Annotated in this window: 17 protein-coding genes; 7 read left to right on the top strand and 10 right to left on the bottom strand. The window is 71.0% G+C overall.

Annotation, left to right across the window (positions count from 1 at the left end):
- The first annotated feature begins 135 nt into the window (after window positions 1-135).
- Complete coding sequence (locus tag IG08_RS0107155; protein ID WP_030597685.1) at window positions 136-1536, top strand: PspC domain-containing protein; 1401 nt, start codon at window positions 136-138, stop codon at window positions 1534-1536.
- Entirely contained in the window at window positions 1523-1768 is a 246-nt protein-coding gene (locus tag IG08_RS0107160) for a hypothetical protein (protein ID WP_030597687.1), read from the top strand. The genes IG08_RS0107155 and IG08_RS0107160 overlap by 14 nt, the downstream gene beginning before the upstream one ends.
- Window positions 1769-1786: 18 nt before the next feature.
- Here IG08_RS0107160 and IG08_RS0107165 read toward each other — a convergent pair whose 3' ends face one another.
- Together IG08_RS0107165 and IG08_RS0107170 are read right to left on the bottom strand one after the other, a co-directional pair.
- Window positions 1787-2317, bottom strand: a complete 531-nt coding sequence (locus IG08_RS0107165; RefSeq protein WP_030597694.1) for a DoxX family protein — start codon at window positions 2315-2317, stop codon at window positions 1787-1789.
- Window positions 2318-2438: 121 nt separating this feature from the next.
- Window positions 2439-3716 (bottom strand): hypothetical protein, encoded by a 1278-nt coding sequence (locus IG08_RS0107170; RefSeq protein WP_030597697.1) that lies wholly within the window; start codon window positions 3714-3716, stop codon window positions 2439-2441.
- Between the two features lie 173 nt (window positions 3717-3889).
- On the opposite strand from IG08_RS0107170, the gene IG08_RS0107175 reads away from it, so the two are divergent.
- Window positions 3890-4786, top strand: a complete 897-nt coding sequence (locus tag IG08_RS0107175; RefSeq protein ID WP_030597700.1) for a DUF4429 domain-containing protein — start codon at window positions 3890-3892, stop codon at window positions 4784-4786.
- 9 nt (window positions 4787-4795) lie between these two features.
- Here IG08_RS0107175 and IG08_RS0107180 read toward each other — a convergent pair whose 3' ends face one another.
- Window positions 4796-5605: a class II aldolase/adducin family protein gene (locus tag IG08_RS0107180; RefSeq protein WP_030597702.1), complete on the bottom strand. Its 810-nt coding sequence runs from the start codon at window positions 5603-5605 to the stop codon at window positions 4796-4798.
- A 153-nt stretch (window positions 5606-5758) separates the two neighbouring features.
- Here IG08_RS0107180 and IG08_RS0107185 point away from each other — a divergent pair, with 153 nt between their 5' ends.
- A complete protein-coding gene (locus tag IG08_RS0107185) occupies window positions 5759-6232 on the top strand; it encodes a pyridoxamine 5'-phosphate oxidase family protein (RefSeq protein ID WP_030597705.1) in 474 nt (157 codons plus the stop codon).
- Between the two features lie 71 nt (window positions 6233-6303).
- On the opposite strand, the gene guaA is transcribed toward IG08_RS0107185, so the two are convergent.
- Window positions 6304-7875, bottom strand: coding sequence for a glutamine-hydrolyzing GMP synthase (guaA, locus tag IG08_RS0107190; protein ID WP_030597708.1), 1572 nt, complete (start codon window positions 7873-7875; stop codon window positions 6304-6306).
- A 289-nt stretch (window positions 7876-8164) separates the two neighbouring features.
- On the opposite strand from guaA, the gene IG08_RS0107195 reads away from it, so the two are divergent.
- Window positions 8165-8446 carry a chorismate mutase gene (locus tag IG08_RS0107195; protein WP_030597710.1) on the top strand — a complete coding sequence of 94 codons (282 nt, stop codon included), beginning with the start codon at window positions 8165-8167 and terminating at the stop codon, window positions 8444-8446.
- A 570-nt stretch (window positions 8447-9016) separates the two neighbouring features.
- Here the strand turns inward: IG08_RS0107195 and IG08_RS0107200 are convergent.
- Window positions 9017-10120, bottom strand: coding sequence for a hypothetical protein (locus tag IG08_RS0107200; protein WP_234342820.1), 1104 nt, complete (start codon window positions 10118-10120; stop codon window positions 9017-9019).
- A 212-nt stretch (window positions 10121-10332) separates the two neighbouring features.
- Here IG08_RS0107200 and IG08_RS0107205 point away from each other — a divergent pair, with 212 nt between their 5' ends.
- Window positions 10333-11364: an LPXTG cell wall anchor domain-containing protein gene (locus tag IG08_RS0107205; protein ID WP_030597714.1), complete on the top strand. Its 1032-nt coding sequence runs from the start codon at window positions 10333-10335 to the stop codon at window positions 11362-11364.
- Window positions 11365-11489: 125 nt separating this feature from the next.
- Here the strand turns inward: IG08_RS0107205 and IG08_RS0107210 are convergent, their stop codons facing one another.
- The 4 genes from IG08_RS0107210 to IG08_RS0107225 all read right to left on the bottom strand — a co-directional run bounded on the left by IG08_RS0107210 (window position 11490) and on the right by IG08_RS0107225 (window position 17553).
- The gene (locus IG08_RS0107210) at window positions 11490-13295 is read right to left on the bottom strand and encodes a GMC family oxidoreductase N-terminal domain-containing protein (RefSeq protein ID WP_052424513.1); all 1806 of its coding nucleotides are present in this window, start codon (window positions 13293-13295) and stop codon (window positions 11490-11492) included.
- 28 nt (window positions 13296-13323) lie between these two features.
- Entirely contained in the window at window positions 13324-14937 is a 1614-nt protein-coding gene (locus IG08_RS0107215) for a succinic semialdehyde dehydrogenase (protein WP_030597718.1), read from the bottom strand.
- Between the two features lie 153 nt (window positions 14938-15090).
- Window positions 15091-16602 carry a serine/threonine-protein kinase gene (locus tag IG08_RS0107220; protein ID WP_030597722.1) on the bottom strand — a complete coding sequence of 504 codons (1512 nt, stop codon included), beginning with the start codon at window positions 16600-16602 and terminating at the stop codon, window positions 15091-15093.
- A 6-nt stretch (window positions 16603-16608) separates the two neighbouring features.
- Window positions 16609-17553 (bottom strand): MBL fold metallo-hydrolase, encoded by a 945-nt coding sequence (locus IG08_RS0107225; protein WP_030597725.1) that lies wholly within the window; start codon window positions 17551-17553, stop codon window positions 16609-16611.
- Between the two features lie 85 nt (window positions 17554-17638).
- Between IG08_RS0107225 and IG08_RS0107230 the strand changes: the two genes are divergently transcribed.
- The gene (locus IG08_RS0107230; RefSeq protein ID WP_052424514.1) at window positions 17639-18577 is read left to right on the top strand and encodes an AraC family transcriptional regulator; all 939 of its coding nucleotides are present in this window, start codon (window positions 17639-17641) and stop codon (window positions 18575-18577) included.
- An 11-nt stretch (window positions 18578-18588) separates the two neighbouring features.
- On the opposite strand, the gene IG08_RS0107235 is transcribed toward IG08_RS0107230, so the two are convergent.
- Window positions 18589-20277 (bottom strand): LamG domain-containing protein, encoded by a 1689-nt coding sequence (locus IG08_RS0107235; protein ID WP_158812189.1) that lies wholly within the window; start codon window positions 20275-20277, stop codon window positions 18589-18591.
- Window positions 20278-20290 lie beyond the last annotated feature (13 nt).

Below are 20290 nucleotides of genomic sequence, written 5' to 3' on the forward strand. Positions count from 1 at the left end.
TCCCCCTAGACTCCCCTGATCTTCGAACCACCGCCGTCTCGAACACCTCCCCCGCCCCGCCTCAGGGACGATTTCAGGGTCCGGCCAGGGTCGTTCCGACTGCCGCCGCGGCGATACGACCGTCACCATGGACACATGACAGATCACCAGCACGCCGCGACGCCGCAGGACGCGGGCGCGCGGAAGGAAGGAGCCGCTGCCGAGGAGCAGGAGCCCGCCCTCGCCGCCGAGGACACGGCCCCCGTCACCGAAGGCGCGACCGCGGTTCCCCTCCGGTTCCGGCGGGACCGGCCGCACAAGATGCTGGCCGGTGTGTGCGCCGGACTCGGCCGGCAGTGCGACATGGACCCGGTGATCTTCCGCATCACGCTCGCGGTGCTCTCCGCGACCGGTGGCATCGGCCTCATCTTCTACGGCTTCGCCTGGCTCTTCGTCCCGTACGACGACGAGGACGAGAACGAAGTCCGCAAGCTCCTCACCGGCCGCGTGGACGGCCAGGCACTGACGGCCGTGCTGTTCGCGCTGGTCGGCTGCGGCGTGTTCCTCACGATGCTGAAGAACGGCGGAGTGCTGACCTTCGCCGTCGTCCTCTCCCTGCTCCTCGCGGGCGCCGGGTACTGGTCGCGCAACCGCGGCACCCCCGATCCCGACCCCCTGTCCGCCCAGGCCGTCGCCGACGCCCCGCCGGAGGCCCAGGCCCCGCCGGTGCCCACCGCCTACCCCTCCTGGTGGCGCGACCCCATCGTCAAGGACGGCACGCACGTCGGCGGCACGGGCTATCTCTGGGGCCCCCGGGACTCCCGCGACCGCGACATAGCGGCGGCGGTCAACATCAGCCTCGGTCGTACCTGGAGCAGCCGCGAGGACACCCGTACGACGCCCACCCGGCAGCCCAAGCCCCGCGGCCCGCGCTGGATCGGCGGCTGGGTCCTCCTGTTCGCCCTGCTCGCGGGCGGCCTCGGCACGAGCGCGACGTGGGACGACCACGCCCTCGGCACCAGCCTGCAGACCGGCCTGGCCTGCGCGCTCATCGTCTTCGGCCTCGGCATGGCCGTCAGCTCGTTCCTGGGCCGGACGGGAGCGGGCTCGGTCTTCCTGGCGATCATCACCGCGGGCCTCCTCGCCGCCTCCGCCGCGCTGCCGAAGGACATCAGCACGCACTGGGTGCGCACGGACTGGCGGCCCGCCGCCGTGTCGGACCTGCAGCAGAAGTACGACCTCGGTACCGGCGTCGGCACGCTGAACCTGACCCGGCTGAACATCCCCAAGGGGCAGACGGTGGAGTCCGAGATAGAGGTGGGCGTGGGCCGGGCGAGGGTGATCGTGCCCCCGGACATGACGGTGAAGCTGCACATCGACGTGGGGGTGGGAGACATCCAGCTGCCGGGGGACGAGGAGAAGGACGTGGACGTGGAGCCGGGCAAGTACAAGGAGGTGACCCTGTCGCCGACCTCGGGCGCCAAGAACACGGGCACACTCGACCTGGACATCCAGGTGGGCGTCGGTCAGGCGGAGGTGAGCCGTGCTGCGTCATGAGTTCCAGCCGGGAAAGCTGGTCGCCGGCTTCTTCGTGGCCCTCGCGGGCGTCATCTACGCCGGTGACGCGGGCGGCGCCTGGGAGACCCCGTGGTTCGTGGTGATCCCCGTCGTCACGGGCGGCCTCTGTCTGGCGGGCGCGGTCGGCCTCCTGACCCGGGGCATCCGCAGACGCCGCGGAAAAGGCCGTACGGGCGCCACCGCCGAGCCTCAGCCGGAGGCCCCGCGGTAGCCCCGCCGACCCGAGGAGCTACCGGTAGCCGCCCGCCCGCTGCCGTCGCCGGTTCCGTAGGGCCGCGTCCAGGGAGAAGACGGCCGCGCCCGCGAGGACGAGGGGCAGCCAGGCCATCAGATAGGCGAGGTCGTTGCCGTAGTAGTAGGGATCGGAGGCCCAGCTCACGGTCAGCCACAGGCTGAGGGAGATCAGCGCGCCGCCGAGTGCGGCCAGGCGGGCGAGGAGACCGATCAGGGTGCCGATACCGACGGCCAGCTCACCGAAGGCGATGGCATAGCCGAACCCGACAGGGCTCTTCAGCGACAGGTCGACCAGGGCCGGAATGGCCGAGGAGTCCCGGACGCCGCGCATCATGTCGCCGATCGAGCCCGAGCCGGAGTCCTTCATGAAGGCGCTGTCGGTGAGTTTGTCCAGACCGGCGTAGATGAAGGTGACGCCTAGGAAGACGCGGAGCGGAAGCAGGGCGTAGCGCGTGGCGCTGTCCCGCCAGCCGCGGTCTTCGTCGAAGTAGGGGGCGTGCGTGTCCGTACGAAAGCCGTGAGTCATCGCTCTAGCCGCCTCTCACCAGCGTGCGAAACCCCTAAAAGACGATACGCACGAACTGGCGGGACCGCTCAACCCCGTCCCGACCAGTTTCCCTACCCCGCGGTAACCCCTACAGGCATCGTCACTCCGTCACATCGATCGCGTACCGGTTGGTCTCCGCACCCGCCGCGGTGACCACCTGCACCTCCACCCGCCCCGGCTCCACATCCGCCGGCACCGGCACGGTCAGTACCTCGTCCGTCGGGTTGCTGAAGCCGCCGGTCACCGGGACGAGCGGCACATGGACGTTCACGGGACCGATGCGGACGACCATCCGCGACAGGCGGTCCGCCCGCTGCGCCCCCGGCGGCACGAACCCGGCGCCGCGGATCTCGATGTCGTCACCGGTGCGGATGGGCCCGTCCAGATCCCCGGCCTCCCGCGCCCGCACCACGGAGAGGATCACCGGCCGTCCGCCCTCGGAGTACTTCCCGGCGACATAGGTGGCGGCCGACACCAGCACCACCACCGCCAGCCCCCACGGCAGATCCGGCAGCTGATCCGGCCGCCGGGCCAGCCGCACCACACCGAACACCAAGGCGACCGCGCTGATCACGACGTACTGGATGTCGGCGAAGGTCCCCCGCCCGGCATCGTCCGTCAGCAGATCCGCGGCCCGAGGCCGATCCGCCCGCACCTTCTGCAACCGCTGCCCAAGAACCCGCAGCCCGACCACCCGCCGCACGAGCACCGCGATCCCGCAGACCACGGCCAGCACGGTCACCACACCCGCGCCCCGGGCCAGTTCGAGCCCGGAGATCAGCGCATCGCGCTCCGCAGGGGAGGAGGCCGCGGCCAGCCGGCCCACCAGCACCAGGACGGCGTAGGCGACGAACAACACCCACCCCACCGCCACCACCCGCGACGTGGACAGCCGGTTGTCCTCACCGACCACGGGCGCGAGCACACCACCCCGCGCCCGGTGGAACCAGGACGCGGCGGACAGCGCACCCGCCACCACAACAGCCGCCACCAACCCGGCCGTACGCGCGGAGCTCCACCCCGTACCGATGGCCGTCAGCGCCTGGACGAGCAGCAGCGCCACCACCACCGCCCACACCGCGTACACGGTCCGCCGCCACAGCCGCGCCAGCCACGCCTCGCCCTCGGCCCGCCCCCGCTCGGCCACCAGCTCGGCCGACTGGGTCAGTTCCTCGGAGACCCACTGGCGGGAGGCCGACGCGGAGTGCGCCACGGCTGCCGGCAGCCCCTGCCCGGCCGCGAATTCCTCCCGTTTCAGCAGGAATTCGGCAACGGCCCGCCGATGCCCCGCCCGTGCCCCGTGCGGACAGTCCCCGCAGGTGCAGCCCCCCTGGTGCGCACCCGCGTCCGCACCTTGTCTCGCTTCCTGCACCGCCACGCCCGACGCCCGCCTTCCCCTATGACCCTCTTGACTCTCACGACCCGTGCCCCGACAACTCCCCCGTGATGACAGCGAATTGTGCCCTACCGCACACCACCCCCGCCCGGCAGGTCTGGTCAGCGTGGGTGAAGCGGGAGCCGCCGTGTTGACCCGGCTGCGAGAATTTCCGTATGGCCGAGATCATCCAGCGTGACGGGACCTGGGCCTTCGACGGCACAACGATCAGGATCACGCCGGGACTCCACCGCTCCGTCCCGCTGTTCCGGCAGACGTACGGCGAGATCGCGGTGCCCCTGGAGGCCGTCTCGGGTGTCGTCTTCGAGCCGGAGCGCAAGCGCGGCAGGCTCCGTATGCGACTGCGCGAGGGCGCGGACCCGCTCCTCCAGGCGACCGGCGGCCGCCTGCCCGACCCGGCCGACCCGTACCGGCTCGTGGTGGACGTCGACCGCGCCGGAGTCGCCGAGTACGTGGCCGAGGAGATTCGCCGCTCCCTCCTCCTGGACCAGATCCCCAAGGAACCCACCAAGACCTACCTGCTCCCCGGCCCGCCGGTCCCGGTCTCGGTGCGTTCCTCCGACGGCACCGTCTCCTTCGACGGCACCCAGGTGCGCATCGACTGGGCCGACACCTCCGACCGGGTCAAACGCGCGACCGGCCCGCGCATCATCAACGTCGGCGACCTCGTCCAGGTCGAGTGGCTGCCCAACTCCGGCTACGAGGACGGCTTTCTGCGCTTCGTGACCCGCGAGACGGCGTTCTCCAAACTGCCACCGGAGAAGGACCCGTTCGCCCTCGACCTGTGGGGCAGCACCCGCCGCGACCTGCTCACGGCCCTTGTCGCGACGGCGGTCACGGCCCGGCTCCCGCACCCGTCCACCCGCAGCGCCATCGAGTACGACGACCAGCACGCCGCCCGCCCGCAGCTCACGGCGGCCGTACCGCCCCCGGCCGACCACCACGACGTACTCCTCAGAAGGCTGCGGGAGTTGGGCGAGCTGTACCGGGACGGGGTGCTCACGGACGAGGAGTTCGCGATGACCAAGGCGGCAGTGCTCCGGGGTTTCTAGCTCAGAAGGCTAGCTCAACAGATCCGGCTCGCTCCGGCTGATGTCCTGCCACATGGGCTGGTAGTTGATCCATGCGACCAGGTCCCCGCCCAGCTGCTCCCGTGTCGCCACCGCCGCCTTGTGGTCGATCAGGAGGGGCCGCCCGGCGGCCTTCGCCATCAGCTGGACCTGACAGGACCGCTCCAGCGACAGGAACCACCAGGCGGCCGCGTCCACCGAGTCGCCGACCGTCAGCAGGCCGTGGTTGCGCAGCACGAGCGCCTTGCGGGAGCCGAGGGCGCCGGCGATACGGCGGCCCTCGTGGGCGTCGACGGCGACGCCGGAGTAGGCGTCGTACAACGCGTGGTCCTCGTAGAAGGCGCAGCTCTCCTGAGTGATCGGGTCCAGGAGGTCGCCCAGCGCCGACAGCGCCCGCCCGTGCACCGAGTGGCAGTGGGCGACGGCGACGACGTCCGGGCGGGCGGCGTGCACCTGGGCGTGCACGGTGAACGCCGCCTGGTTGACGTGGTAGCGGCCCTCGATCACCTGCCCGTCCGAGTTGGCGAGCACCAGGTCGCTCACGGTGACGTGCTTGAACGGCATCCCGAAGGGATTGACCCAGAAGCAGTCGCTGTACTCCGGGTCGCGCGCGGTGATGTGCCCCGAGACCCCGTCCTCGAAGCCGAGCCGCCCGAAGAGCCGGAGCGCGCCCGCGAGCCGCTCCTTGCGGTGCCGGCGCTCGTCGTCGACCGAGTCGTGCATCGGCGGCATCGCGAACCGCAGCCGGTCGGTCGGAAGCGGCAGCGGCGGAGTGGCCCCGGCCGCGGAGGTCCCGTGCATGTGTCCTCCAGCACTGGGTTGCTTTACGGGGCGGAAGTTACCGTCGGTCAGCGCAGGAGAACAGAGGTGATTTGTAAAGATGGCGCACGAGAGGCGCCGTAGGCCGCGAATACCCGACAGCAGGTGTCGGGTATCGGCGCGAGACTGGCTCGTATGAGTATGAACTGGGCGACTTTCTCCGCCGCGGAACCCGAACTGGCCAAGATCGCCGAAGAGCGCTTCGGCGCCTTCACCCACCACGTCCTCGCGACCCTCCGCAAGGACGGCTCCCCGCGCACCACGGGCCTGGAGGTCCGGTTCCTGGGCGGCGAGCTGTGGCTCGGCATGATGCCGGACTCGCTCAAGGCGCTCGACCTGCGCCGGGATCCGCGTTTCGCGCTGCAGGCGAACCCCGGGGAGGGGCAGACCATGGGCGGCGGGGACGTCCGGATCAGCGGCCGGGCGATCGAGGTCGACGATCCGGAGACGAAGGCCCGGTACGGCGAAGAGGTGGAACCGCCGGAGCCGTTCCACCTCTTCCGCACCGAGCTGACGGAGGTCGTGCGGACCTACGTCGAGGACGACAAGTACCTGGTCGTCCAGGTCTGGAAGCCCGGAGAGCCGGTGCGGACTCTCCGACGCACCTAGGGCCTGTCCGGCGGATCATGCCGGCGCCGCTTATTACAGCCGGCCTGATCCGCCGGACAGGCCCTGGCGGGTCACTCCCACTCGATGGTGCCCGGCGGCTTCGACGTCACGTCGAGGACGACGCGGTTGACGTCGGCGACCTCGTTGGTGATCCGCGTCGAGATCTTCGCGAGGACGTCGTACGGCAGCCGCGACCAGTCGGCCGTCATGGCGTCCTCGGACGAGACCGGGCGCAGGACGATCGGGTGGCCGTAGGTCCGGCCGTCGCCCTGGACGCCGACGCTGCGGACGTCCGCGAGCAGGACCACCGGGCACTGCCAGATGTCCCGGTCGAGGCCGGCCGCGGTGAGCTCCTCGCGGGCGATGGCGTCCGCGTCGCGGAGCAGGTCCAGCCGCTCCTTGGTGACCTCGCCGACGATACGGATGCCCAGGCCGGGGCCGGGGAACGGCTGGCGCTGGACGATCTCGTCCGGGAGCCCGAGCTCCTGGCCGACCATCCGGACCTCGTCCTTGAACAGCTTGCGCAGCGGCTCGATGAGCTGGAACTCGAGGTCCTCGGGCAGCCCGCCGACGTTGTGGTGGGACTTGATGTTGGCGGTGCCGGTACCGCCACCGGACTCGACCACGTCGGGGTACAGGGTCCCCTGGACCAGGAACTCCACCGCCGGACCCGCGTCCGCGATGATCTCCGCCTGCGCCTGCTCGAAGACCCGGATGAACTCCCGGCCGATGATCTTCCGCTTCTCCTCGGGGTCGGAGACACCCTTCAGCGCGGTGAGGAAGCGCTCCTCCGCGTCGACGACGACCAGCTTGACGCCGGTCGCGGCCACGAAGTCCTTCTCGACCTGCTCGGTCTCGCCCTTGCGCATCAGACCGTGGTCGACGTACACGCAGGTCAGCTGGTCGCCGATGGCACGTGCGACGAGCGCGGCGGCCACGGCGGAGTCCACGCCGCCGGACAGACCGCAGATGGCGCGCTTGTCGCCGACCTGCTCGCGGATCGCGGTGACCTGCTCGTCGATGACATTGCCGGTGGTCCAGTCCGGGGTCAGGCCCGCGCCCCGGTAGAGGAAGTGCTCCAGAACCTGCTGGCCGTGCGTGGAGTGCATGACCTCGGGGTGGTACTGGACGCCGTAGAGCTTCTTCTCGTCGTTCTCGAAGGCGGCGACCGGGACGACGTCCGTGGAGGCCGTCACCGAGAAGCCCTCGGGGGCGGCGGAGCAGGCGTCGCCGTGCGACATCCAGACGGACTGCTCGTCGGGGGTGCCCTCGAAGAGCGTCGAGCCGGACTTCGAGACGTGCAGCGGTGTACGGCCGTACTCGCGGGCGCCGGTGTTGTCGACCGTGCCGCCGAGGGTCGTGGCCATCAGCTGGAAGCCGTAGCACATGCCGAAGACGGGGACGCCGGCTTCGAAGATCTCGCGGTCCAGGCGCGGGGCGCCCTCCGCGTAGACCGAGGAGGGGCCGCCGGAGAGGATGATCGCCGCCGGGTTCTTGGCGAGCATCTCCGCGACCGGCATGGTGCTCGGCACGATCTCGCTGTAGACCCGGGCCTCGCGGACACGACGGGCGATGAGCTGGGCGTACTGCGCGCCGAAGTCGACGACCAGGACGGTGTCGGGGGCGGGGGTCGCTGCTGACACGGAGTGCCTTCCGGCGGTTGGGCGGGGGTCTGTGGTTACCGATTCTAACGGGGTGCAGGTGGGCACCTTCCCGACCCGGTGGGTCATGGCATACTGACCCCCATGCTCACGCACCCGACCTTCCTCTTTACCTATGGCAACCGGCCCGCCGGCTGCCATGGTCGTGCTGCTTGAGCTACTGACAAGCGACTTCCCAGGCGCCCCGGGCCGACAAGGTCCGGGGCGCCTGTCGTTTCTTCCGGACCTTGCCGCTCCGGGGCACCCCACCCATCCCGATGAGGAGCCCCTTATGACCGCCATCGACGTGACCGGCGCCCGTACCTCCGAGGCCGCGGACGTGATCACCGGCGCCCGTGAGCGCATCGACGCGCTCGACGACCGGATCATCGGTCTGATCCAGGAACGGATGGCCGTGTCCGCCGTCGTCCAGGAGGCGCGGATCACCTCCGGCGGGCGGCGCGTGAACCTCTCCCGCGAGATGGAGATCCTCAGCCACTACAGCGAGGCGCTGGGCAAGCCGGGGACGTCGCTGGCGATGACGCTCCTCGAACTGTGCCGGGGTCGTATCTGAGTGGGTCGTATCTGAGTTCGGGCCCCCTCTCACCCGTACGGCGCGTGACCGTGACGCGAAGCGCTTCGTTGGTGGTGGTGTCCGTGCCAGCCAGGGGCGGGCCCGAACGAACCACGCGTGGCTCGCTGGGGCGATGAGACGTACGGATCGTGCCGTACGTCGTGGGACCTCGCTCCAGGTAGGTGACCGGACGGCAGGGGACAGCAGCCCGGTCACCCAAGGGAACGGCCGGCCCCGGGGACGCCCGGGGTCGACCGGCGGAAAATGCAAAAATGCACAAAAGCACAAAAGCTGAGCCAAGCGGTTGCGGAGGCCGCGTCCATCCAGCACGATGCTGAGAAAGCCCCCAAGTCCCGTCGCAGACAACTGCATTGCTTTGCGTTGACGTACTGCCAGAGGTCGAGACCATCCGCGCGCCCCGCATGCGCCGGGGCGCCGACCCGAGGGCACTCCAGGCAAGCGGCGCAACCCCCCGGCGCCGCTCCCAGGCACCGGCGCTGCCCTGACGTCGGTGCTGACGAGCGAAGGGCCCCGCGGCTCCGTCCCGCGGGGCCCTTCGCATGCGTGTCCTCAGGTACGCGACGCCGTCCCGCACTGCTCCGCCCCGCCGGCCGGGATGCCCCGGCTGCGGTCGTACGGGTCCGTGGTCGGGCCGGCCGCCGGGGAGCCGGTGGGCCCGGACGACGGGAACTCCGGGTGCATGTAGCCGTCGTACACACCGCAGGTCGAGTTGCCGACGTCCCGGGAGTACTGGACGACGTTCAGCCGGCCCTCGGTGGCCACGTAGCGGGTGGCGTCGAGGAGTTCGAAGTCGAGGACGCGGCGCACGATGGTGCGGGTGACCTCGGTCGAGCCGTCGGTGCGGGCCACTGGATAGACGAAGGTGTAGTCGGCGTGCACGGCCACGCCGTTCTGGTCGCCCTTCTCGAAGGTCATCCGGCCGCGTGTCTTGATCACGTCGCCGACCAGGCGTGTTTCGGCGGGGTCGAAGCGGCTGAACATCAGCAGCGGGTCGTAGGTCTTGTTCGGCTTGCGCAGGGCGCGGTTCAGGTCGTCGAACATGTCCGGTTGCTGCGGGTCGAGGATCGCGAAGGCCTTCTCGGGGCGTTCGCCGCGCAGGGTCTTCGTGTCGAGGTTCGCCGCGACCAGCAGCTTCTTGGTCTGCTGGAGCGCCAGTTCGACCCGTTCCTTCGACAGCCCGTCCAGGGCCTTCGCCTTCGGTACGACGATCCCGGCCTCGCCGTCGGCCCAGCGCAGCGCCGGGGAGCCGGCGAACGGGGCGTCGAGCGTGGGGGTTTCGGGGTCCTCGGCGCCCGGGGCCCCGGTCGGGGCCGCGGTCTCGGCCGGGAGCGTGGAGGTCGCGGTTTCCGGGGTGCTCCCGCCGAAGAGGTCGCCCGGCAGCAGCGACGGCTTCACCGCCACGACGGCCACCGCGGCGGCGACGGCTACGCCGAGGACCGTCCACAGCCCCCGGCGGCTCTTCTTCTTCTGCCACGCCGGGCCGGTGCGCCAGCCCTCGGGCAACTCGCCCCGCGCCTCTTTCTTCTTCAGCCGCTCGGTGACCATACGGGCGCGCGCGGACGGCTCCTTGGGAGCGGAGCCGCGGATGTCCCGTTCGCTGTCACGGGCGAACTGTTCCCAGACGTCATCAGGAATCTCGGGGTCTTTTGACACGACGGTCAGTTCTATGGCCTCCGAAAGCCCTTTCACAAGAAGAACTTGTATGTGACTCAGCCCACATAAGAATCCCGTGAGTGCGAGCGCAACCATTCGCAGGTGTCACGGATCAAACCTGACGAACCAAGGGCCCCACCCGCGCCCCCACGCGGAGGTTTCACCCGACGCGTGCTGCGAGTGGCGCAGTACACCGACTTTCCGAGGTCTTCATGAAGCTTCGACGTGCGCTGGCCGCTGCGGCCGCGACGGCTGCGATAGCACCACTGGCGCTGTTCGCCGCGCCGACCGCGTTCGCGGACGAGTCGCCGACGCCGACCGCGTCGGAGACCACTCCGGCCGCCGAGGAGAGCACGCCCGCGGCGGAGGAGAGCACCCCCGCCGCCGAGGAGTCGACTCCGGCCGCGGAGGAGAGCACGCCGGCCGCGGACGAGAGCACGCCCGCGGCGGAGGAGAGCACCCCCGCCGCCGACGAGAGCACCCCGGCGGCCGAGGAGAGCACGCCCGCTCCCGCCTCCAGCAGCCCCACCGCCGACGAGAGCGACGAGCCGATCGAGGACTGCCCGGTCGACGAGGACGGCGTCCCGATCGTCGACATCAGCGAGGTGCTGCACAGCTCGCTGACCGGTCTGCCCGAGAGCGTCGTGGCGGGCAGCGGCTGGACGGACTTCAAGTTCAACGTCAGCAACTCCAGCGACGACACGATCGAGAACATCACGCCGTTCGTCGGTGTCGGGGCGGTGGACTGGGAGTTCGAGGACGACTACAGCGACCTCGTCACCCTGCAGGTCAAGCAGGGCGGCAGCTGGGTGGACGTCGCCACCGAGTTCGGTGAGGGCGGTGCGTTCAACGCCTTCGCGCTCGACGGCGGCCGGTCGATCAGCTACGACCTGCGCGTGAAGGTCGACCGCGAGGTCCCGAGCGCCGTCGGCATCGCCATCGGCCTGGCCGAGTACTCCGACGACGAGTCCTGCTGGATCTCCGAGGACGAGAACTACGGCATCTACTTCTTCGAGGTCCTCCCGGCCGGCTCCGACGCGGGCGACCCGAACGACGCGAAGCCCCAGACCGGCGGCAAGGACGCGATCTCCGACGTCAGCGACGTCGACGTCGACGGTGAGCTCGCCGAGACCGGTGCCGGCTCCGCCCTGCCGGTCCTCGGCCTCGTCGGCGGCTTCGCCGTCGTCGCCGGTACCGGTGTGGTGTTCGCGATGAAGCGGCGGAAGGCCGGCTCGCACGCCTGAGCCATCGGAACACAGAGAAGGACCTGCGCTCGGAGGGGGGTGCAGGTCCTTCTCTGCGTCTGGCTTCTCTTCTACGACGTCTGTCTCTTCTACGACGTCTGTCTGTTCTACGACGCGTGTCTCTTCTACGACTTCGGCGGCACCGTCGGCATCCCCAGGAACGGCAGCTTCAGCGCGCCGAACGCCTCCGCCGGGACCGCGGGGGCCTTCGGCTCGACCGGGTTCAGGCGTTCGTACGCCGCTCCCTGCGCCGGACGCCGGTCCTCCTCGCCCTTGTTGGGCCAGTACGACATCGCGCGCTCGGCCTGGGCGGTGATCGTCAGCGAGGGGTTCACTCCGAGGTTCGCGGAGACCGCGGCGCCGTCGACGACCGAGATGCCGGGGTGGCCGTAGAGGCGGTGGTACGGGTCGATCACGCCGGTCTCGCGGGAGGAGCCGATGGGGCAGCCGCCGAGGAAGTGGGCGGTGAGGGGGGTGCCCATCAGCTCGCCGACGTTCGAGCCGGCGAAACCGTTGATCTCGGCGGCGATCGCGGACGCGCCCGCCGAAGCCGCCTTGATCTGCTTGGGGTTGGGGGCGCCGTGGCCCTGGCGGGCCGTGAGCAGGCCCTTTCCGACGCCGTCGGGTTTCAGGTACGTCGTCAGGGAGTTGTCCAGCGACTGCATCACCAGCCCGATGATGGTCCGCTCCGACCAACGGTGGTTGGAGAGGGAGCGCAGGACCAGGCCCGGGTGGCGGGTCGCGTTCCGCAGCCAGGCCAGGACGCGGGAGGAGCCCTCGGCGTACGGCACCTGGAGGATCGACAGGCCGCCCATCGAGTTGGAGCCCTTGCCGTAGCGGACCGGCTCGATGTGGGTGTTCTCGTCCGGGTGGATGGACGAGGTGATGGCGACGCCCTGTGTGAAGTCGACCTTCTGCTCGCCCGTCACCTTGCGGTAGCGGCGGTTGTTGGTCTGGGCGCCCACCAGCGCCTCGGAGTTGGTGCGGGTGAGTTCGCCCAACCTCTCTGAGATGTACGGGAGTTGCCCGCCCTCCTTCATCCGGTGCAGGAGGGTCTGGGTGCCGTAGGTGCCGGCGGCGATGACGACCCGGCGGGCCTTGAAGGTCCGTCCCCTCGACTTGCGGCGCGCGTCGGTCGGCAGGGTGGCTATCGCGTATCCGCCCTGCGAGTCGTCCGTGACCGACACGGCCGTCGTCAGCGGGTGCACGACCGCGCCCGCCTTCTCGGCGAGGTGGAGGTAGTTCTCGTTGAGGGTGTTCTTCGCGCCGTGACGGCAGCCGGTCATGCACTCGCCGCACTCGGTGCACGCGTTGCGGGCCGGGCCGGCGCCGCCGAAGTAGGGGTCGTCGACCTGCTCGCCGGGCCTGGCCTTCGCCGCGCCCTCCGCGTCCTCGCCGTCCCCGAAGAACACGCCCACGGGTGCCATGTGGAAGCTGTCGCCTACGCCCATCCGCTCGGCGGCCCCCTTCAGGTGGACGTCGGACGGGGTCATCGTCGGGTTGAGCCGTACGCCGAGCATGCGGCGGGCCTGGTCGTAGTACGGCTTCAACTCCTCCTGCCAGTCCGTGATGTCACGCCACTGGGGGTCGTCGAAGAAGGGCTTCGGCGGTACGTAGAGGGTGTTGGCGTAGTTGAGGGAGCCGCCGCCCACGCCTGCGCCGGCGAGGACCATGACGTTGCCCAGCAGGTGGATGCGCTGGATGCCGTACATGCCGAGTTTCGGCGCCCAGAGGTAGTTCTTCAGGTCCCAGGAGTTCTTGGGGAGGGACTCGCGGGTGAAGCGGCGGCCGGCTTCCAGGACGCCGACTCGGTAGCCCTTCTCCGTGAGGCGGAGGGCAGTGACGGATCCGCCGAACCCTGATCCGACGACGATGACGTCGTAGTCGTACCCGCCCTCGTCCCGGGCCTGGACAGACTTCTCCTGTGACACGTGCTCTCCTCGTTGAGAACGGGTGTTGCTAGCGGAACCGGAATGCCTTCATGACCCGGAGACTGCGGCTCATGAACTGGGCGTACGCCTCGTCGGTCATCCCCAGCGACGGCGCCATCGGCAGCAGCCGCTGCTGGGCCACCGTCTGGGCCTCCGTGTACTTGAGGATGCCCTCGGAGCCGTGGCGGCGGCCGAGGCCGGAGTCCTTCATGCCGCCCATCGGGGACTGGACGCTGCCGTATGCGGGGGCGTAGCCCTCGTTGACGTTCACCGTGCCGGTGCGCAGGCGGGAGGCAACCGCGCGACCGCGTCCGGCGCTCTTGGTCCACACGGACGAATTCAGGCCGTACGCCGTCGAGTTGGCAGCCGCCACCGCCTCGTCGTCGGTCTTGAAGCGGTAGATGGAGACGACCGGGCCGAAGGTCTCCTCGCCGCACACGGCCATCGGCGTCTCGACGCCCTCGAGGATCGTCGGCTCGAAGAAGTACGGGCCGATGTCCGGGCGGGCGACGCCGCCGGCGACGACCTTCGCACCCTTGGCCACGGCCTCCTCGACGTGCCGGGTGACCGTCTCCAGCTGCCGCTCCCCCACCAGCGAGCCCATGTCGGCGCCGTAGGTGAGGGACTTGCCGAGCCGCATCGCCTTGGTGCGGGCGGCGAAGCGCTCGACGAAGGCGTCGGCGATCGACTCGTGGACGTACAACCGCTCGATGGAGATGCAGAGTTGGCCGGCGGAGGAGAAGCAGGCGCGGACCGCACCCGCGGCCGCCTTCTCGATGTCGGCGTCCTCCAGGACCAACATGGCGTTCTTGCCGCCGAGTTCGAGGGAGACGCCGACCAGGCGGGCGGCGGCGCCCTGGGCGACCTCGCGGCCGGTGCGGGTGGAGCCGGTGAAGGAGACGTAGTCGGCGTGCTTGACCACCTCGGGGCCGACGACCGGGCCCTCGCCGAGGACGACCTGGAAGACCTCGGCGGGCAGCCCGGCCTCGATCAGGAGGTCACGGGCCCAGAGCGCGGTCAGGCAGGTCTCCGTGTCCGGCTTCATGACGACCGCGTTGCCCGCGACGAACGCGGGGAGCGCGTCGCCGACGGACAGCTCCAGGGGGTAGTTCCAGGGGGCGATCTGGCCGACCACACCGCGCGGGTGGCGCAGCTCGGTGACCTTGGTGAGGGTCGGGATGGCGCCGGTGTGGCGCTTCGGCTTCAGGTAGGAGGGCGCCTTACGGCCGTAGTGGCGCGCCGCGACGGCGACGGCCTGGACCTCCTCGTGGGCGTGCAGGCGCGCCTTGCCGGTCTCCAGCTGGATGAGGTCGAGGACCTCGGCCTGGCGGGCCAGGATCAGGTCGTGGAAGCGGAGCAGGACGGCCGCCCGCTGCCGTACGGGCACCTGCTCCCACACGGCCTGCGCCTTGCGGGCCGCCTCGAAGGCCTTCTCCACGTCCTCCGGCGTCGACTCGGGCAGGTCGGCCAGCTTCTCGCCGGTGTACGGCGTGTGGTTGGCCGTACGGCCGGAGCCGGTCACGCCCTTGGTGAGCTGGGCGACCAGCTCCGGGGTGACCACATCGGCTGCGGTGCGGGCGCCCTCCGGGGCGGGGGCGAGGGGGTTCGTGCCGGTCTGGGCCGGGGCCTGCGCGTCCGTCATGAGGCGCAGGGTATGCCGGAGCGGAGGCTTTGGGTACCCGTCGGTAACGGGCATTCACGGAGTACACACACACTGCCAGTGATCGGTGGCAACAAACGCGCTGATCAGGGCGTTGTGCAGGGATGTTCGGGGACGATCACCCCGGTTCCGGCCTCATCCGATCTCCAGCCGGCCTCGGGCGCCCTTGAAGAGCGCGGTGCCCTTCTTCTCGTCCGGAGTGCCCTTCGGCATCTGCACGTCCAGCTGGTACATACGGTCGTCGTCGGTGCGGACGACCAGACGCATCACCCGGACCGGTTCCTCGCCGTGCGGGTCGTAGGTGACGTCGGAGAGGACCGCCTCCTGGCCGTGGAAGGAGGTCGCGGTGTACTGGCCGCCGGTCCGCTCGTGCCCTTCCCTGCCGATGGCGGTTTCCTTCGCCGCGGCCATCGGGGAGGCGGGGGCCTTGTCCCACTCGGTGAACTGGACCGACAGGGTGCGGTTGTCGCTGTAGACGGACATGACGCGGTCGTCGCCGGCCTCGCCGATCTCGTAGAGCAGCAGGTAGCGGGAGGGAAGGGTGAGGACGGCGTCCATGCCCTGCGTCCGGTGAGCCACCCAGCCGTCCTTCCGCGCGGTGGTCCCGGTCGCCCCGCTCGTTCCGTCGGCGAAGGAGGTCCCGAGCCAGATGCCGCCGGCGAGCAGGATGCCGAGGGGGGCTACGGCCATGCGGAGGAGGGTGCGGCGGGCAGGTGGTGCTTTTTCGGCTTGCGGTACGGCGTCTTCCGGGGCGCTCGCCTCGGGCTCGGGCTCCGGTCCCGGCTCCGGCTCCGGTTCGGGCCGTCTCTCCCCCGCCACCCCCTCCAGAACCCGGGCGACCTCCTCCGGCTCCGGCCGCTCCTCCGGATCCTTCGCCAACAGACCCTGTATCAGCGGCCCGAGCGCTCCGGCGTGCTCCGGTTCGGGTGGATCCGCGGCGAGGATCGCGGCGAGCGTGGCGTGCGGTGTCGTACGGCGGAAAGGAGACCGTCCGTCGACGGCGGCATGGAGCAGTACGCCCAGGGACCACAGGTCGGACGCCGGCCCGGCGCCCGTGCCGGACATGCGCTCGGGGGCCACGAACTCCAGGGAGCCGACGAACTCCCCGCTGGCGGTGAGGGATTCCTCGCCCTGGACGTGGGCGATGCCGAAGTCGGTGAGGACGACGCGGCCGTGCGGGCCGAGCAGGACGTTGGCGGGCTTCACGTCACGGTGCACGATGCCGACGGAGTGGGCGGCACGCAGGGCACCGAGGACGGCCAGGCCTATGCGGGCGGCCTCGGCAGGCGGGAGGGGGCCTCTGCGTATCGCCTCGTGCAGTGACTCGCCGCGGATCAACTCCATGACGATCCACGGGAGTCCGTCCTCCTCCTCGACGACCACGTCGTGGATGGAGACGGCGGCGGGATGGTCGACACGGGCGGCGGCACGGGCCTCGCGGTAGAGCCGGTGCGCGGCCCGCCGATGACTCTCGTCCTCGGGGTCACCGGGCAACCGCGGCTGCTTGACGGCGACTTCGCGCTCCACGAGCTCGTCGCGGGCCCGCCAGACGGTGCCCATCCCGCCGGAGCCTATGCGCTCGACGAGGCGGTAGCGCCCGCCGAGCAGGACCCCGCTGGGGTCTGTGCCGCCCCCGTCGTTGCTCATGCCCCATCAGTACCGTGCGGGACGCCCACTTGTCGACGCCGGTCCCGACCGACCCGCCCACCGCCCGAGGGCGAACGTGCCGTTCTCCCGGCGCACCTCCACGCCCCCCGCGCCGCCGAAGTGCGCCGGAATCACCAACTCGCCCTGGTCTATGGCCCGTTCAAGCACGCGGCGCCGGCTCGCCACCGCCTGTCGTGGGTCCAGGCAGAAGCAGCTGCTGCACTCGGGGTGGAGGACCTGCACCGGGCTGTGCAGCAAGTCCCCGACGAATACGGCCCGTTCACCGCGGGAGGCGACGCGCAGCACGGCGGAGCCCGGGGTGTGCCCGGGGGCGGACTCCAGGGTCAGGTGGTCGTCGATGCGGTGCTCCCCGTCCCACAGCGTGGCCGATCCGGCCCGGTGCACGGGCGCGACGCTGTCCTCGTAGGTGAGGCGGTCGTCCGGCCGTACGCCACCGCCGTATCCGCCCGCGGGGCCGAAGTGGGCGTCGTCGGCGGCCGGGAGGAGGTAGCGGGCGTTCGGGAAGGTCGGCGCCCACTCGCCGTCGACATCATGGGTGTTCCAGCCGACGTGGTCCGCGTGGATATGGGTGTTGACGACGACGTCGACGTCCTCCGGGCGCACCCCGACCCGCTCCAGCCGGCCGGGGAGGTCGCCCTGCCGCCGGTGGAACAGGGGGTTGGAGGGCCGCTCGCGTCCGTTGCCCACGCCCGTGTCGACCAGTACGGTCCGTCCGGCGCTGCGCACCACCCAGGTCTGCAGCGCGGCCACGACGTGGTCGCTGTCGGGCTCCCAGTGGTCCGGCACCAGCTCCTCGCGCCGGCCCTGCCACACCTCGGGGCCGCAGCCCGGGACAAGGACACGGGTGGGCGCGAACGGGCCCTGCCACTCGACGACACGGACGATCTCGACGTCACCGATCACCAGACTCTGCACGTTCTCATCAGCCATGGTCGGGACTCTAGGAGCGCGGGGATGAGTGCTTCGATGCTCCAGTCACTCATCTGGATATGCGAGGAGCTCATACACTGCCGGTATGGACGTGGTGAGTGACGCGATCGCCGCCGTGCGCACCGGGCGCCCCTCCTCCAACCGGCTGCGGGTGGGCGGGAGTTGGTGCACACGGCTCGCTCCGTACGACGGTGCGGGCTTCCATGTCGTCCTGGCGGGGAGCTGCCGGCTGCTGCCGGACGGGGGCGGGGAGCCGGTGGCGCTGGGCGCGGGGGACGTCGTACTGCTGCCGCACGGGGCGGGGCATGTGCTGGCGGACGGTCCGGGCGATGCGGCGCGGGCGGTGCCGTTCGAGGAGATGCGCCGGCCGACGGGGGATCCGGGCGGGCGTGAGACGGAGCTGCTGTGCGGGAAGTACCGGCTCGACCGGAGCCGGGTGCACCCCCTGATGGCGGAGCTGCCGCAGGTCGTCCACCTGCCGAACCGGGTCGGCCACCACCCCGAACTGCGGTCCGCCGTGGACCTGTTGGCGCGGGAGCTCGACGACGAGCCCCGCCCGGGTTCCCAGCTGGCCCTGCCGAGCCTGCTCGACCTCCTCCTCGTCTACATGGTCCGCGCGTGGATGACGGAGGCGGCGACAGGAGCATGGCCGGCGGTGCTGACCGACCCGGTGACGACGGCCGCCCTGCGCGCGCTGCACGCGGACCCGGCCGCGCCCTGGACCAACGACCGCCTGGCCGCCGAGGCGGGCGTCTCCCGCGCGACCCTGGCCCGCCGCTTCACGGCCCTGGTCGGACGCCCGCCGATGGCCTACCTCACCTGGTGGCGGCTGACCCTCTCGGCGACCCTGCTCCGGGACACCGACGCCCCCCTGTCGACGGTGGCCCGCCGGGCGGGGTACGGCAGCCCGTACGCCCTCTCACACGCCTTCCGGCGGGAGTTCGGGGTGACGCCGGGCAAGTACCGGGAACGGCTGGTCGTTCATCGCGGTCGTGCTCCAGGGGGGCTCCGCGAAGGGCACTGACGGTGGCTTCGTCAGGAGTCTGTTCCTCCCAGTCGCAGGGACGAGAGCTGCGTGCTGCTGACCACGCCGGCGTACGAGTGGATCTCGTCGACCTCGCCCGCCAGGTGATCCGTGTCGCCGTCCGCGGTGAGGGTGCGGCCGATCTGGAGGTCGCCCGTCGGTGTCCAGGTGTCCGCGCCCGTCACGCTCGCGGTGTCGGCGGCGTAGTTGTAGTCGACGTAGAGCCGCAGTTCGTCGGTCTTCTCGTCGTAGACCACGGCGAGGAACTGCTCGCCCGCCGACGGGCTCGAGCCGAGCGGCGCGCTGACCGTCGTGGTCGGGGCGTCGGCGCGGTCCTCGTGGGCCACCACGGCCTGCCAGGTCTGCGAGGCGGCGACATAGCGCAGGGTGAGCAGGTCGGTGTGCTCGCCCGGCTGCGACAGCACCGTCATGTCACGGGTGGCGGCGGCCTCGTCGAGGCGGACGTGGGCGGCCACCGAGAAGCCCGCGTCGGTCGGGGTGAGGGCGGTGGGCGTGGTGGCGTAGTCGCCGTCGCCGTCGAGCAGCAGGTCGGCGTTGCCGACGAGGGGGTACTGCACCGGCGTGCAGTCCGGGTTCCAGGCGCAGTCGTCGGTGGCCGCGTGGAGCGATGCGTCGCCCGCCAGGGTGAGCGGCTCACCGCCCGCGTACGCCGGGCTCTTGCCGTCGGGCGCCGCCTCCAGGTCCCAGTAGCCCAGGCGCTGGGCCTTGCGGGTCGCCGTGGCGGTGATCTCCTCGGGCACGAACACGCGGTCCCAGACGTTCACATCGGTGAGAAGGCCCTGCCAGTGGCCGCTGTTCCCGTCGGCGCCGATGCGGAGCGTTCCGGTGCCGCCTGCCGCCGTGACGCTCTCGGCCGTGCCGGTGAGTTCTCCGTCGACGTACAGCCGGGCCGTGTCCTGCTCGGCGTCGTACACGCCCACGAGGTGCGCCCATTCGCCCTGTTCCGGGGCGCCGCCGGTGAGGCGGGCCGTGCCGCCGTCCGCGGTCGGGAGCGTGAAGGACCAGACGGGGGCGTCCGCCGGTCCGGTCGAGGTGCCCAGCGCGAAGCCGGCCTGGGTCACGGCCGTCGAGTCGGCGGAGAGCGCGTCCGGGCGCACCCAGGCGTCCACCGAGAAGTTCTGCGCGGAGTCAACCGACAGGTCGAGGGCCGCGTACGCCTCGTCCGTGCCGTCGAAGGCGGCGGCCGAGGCGACGCCGGTTCCGGACGGGCCGGAGGCGCCGAGGGTGACGCCGGAGCCGGTGACGGCGCCGGACTGGTCGTCCGGGTCCCAGTGGGTCACGGCCGCGCGGCCGTCCTGGACCCTGACGTAGTAGGTGGTGCCGGCGCTGATGGCGCCCTCGGCGTTGACCGCCTGTGCCTGGAGGTAGGTGACGCCTTCCGTCTCCGGCATCCACCGCAGGGACACCGGGGCGCCGGGCTCGGACGCCGTGAGGGTCCGCGTCGATCCGCCGAGCCACGAGTAGCGGTACGACACCACGTCGTCGGACGCCGAGTCGATCAGGAACGTGCCGTAACTGCCCACGCCGTCATGCCAGTTGTCGTCGTCCGGATACTCCTGCGACGTGACGACCGGAGCCGACGGCGCCTCCGCGGCGATGGCCGCACCGGTCGTCCCCGCGACGGTGAGTGCCGCGGCGGCGCACACCGTCGCGGCACGCGTCCACACATACTGCTTCAAGGTTCCCCTCCCC

Origin of the sequence: Streptomyces fulvoviolaceus, from assembly GCF_000718165.1 — a bacterium.
Taxonomy (GTDB): Bacteria; Actinomycetota; Actinomycetes; order Streptomycetales; family Streptomycetaceae; genus Streptomyces; species Streptomyces fulvoviolaceus.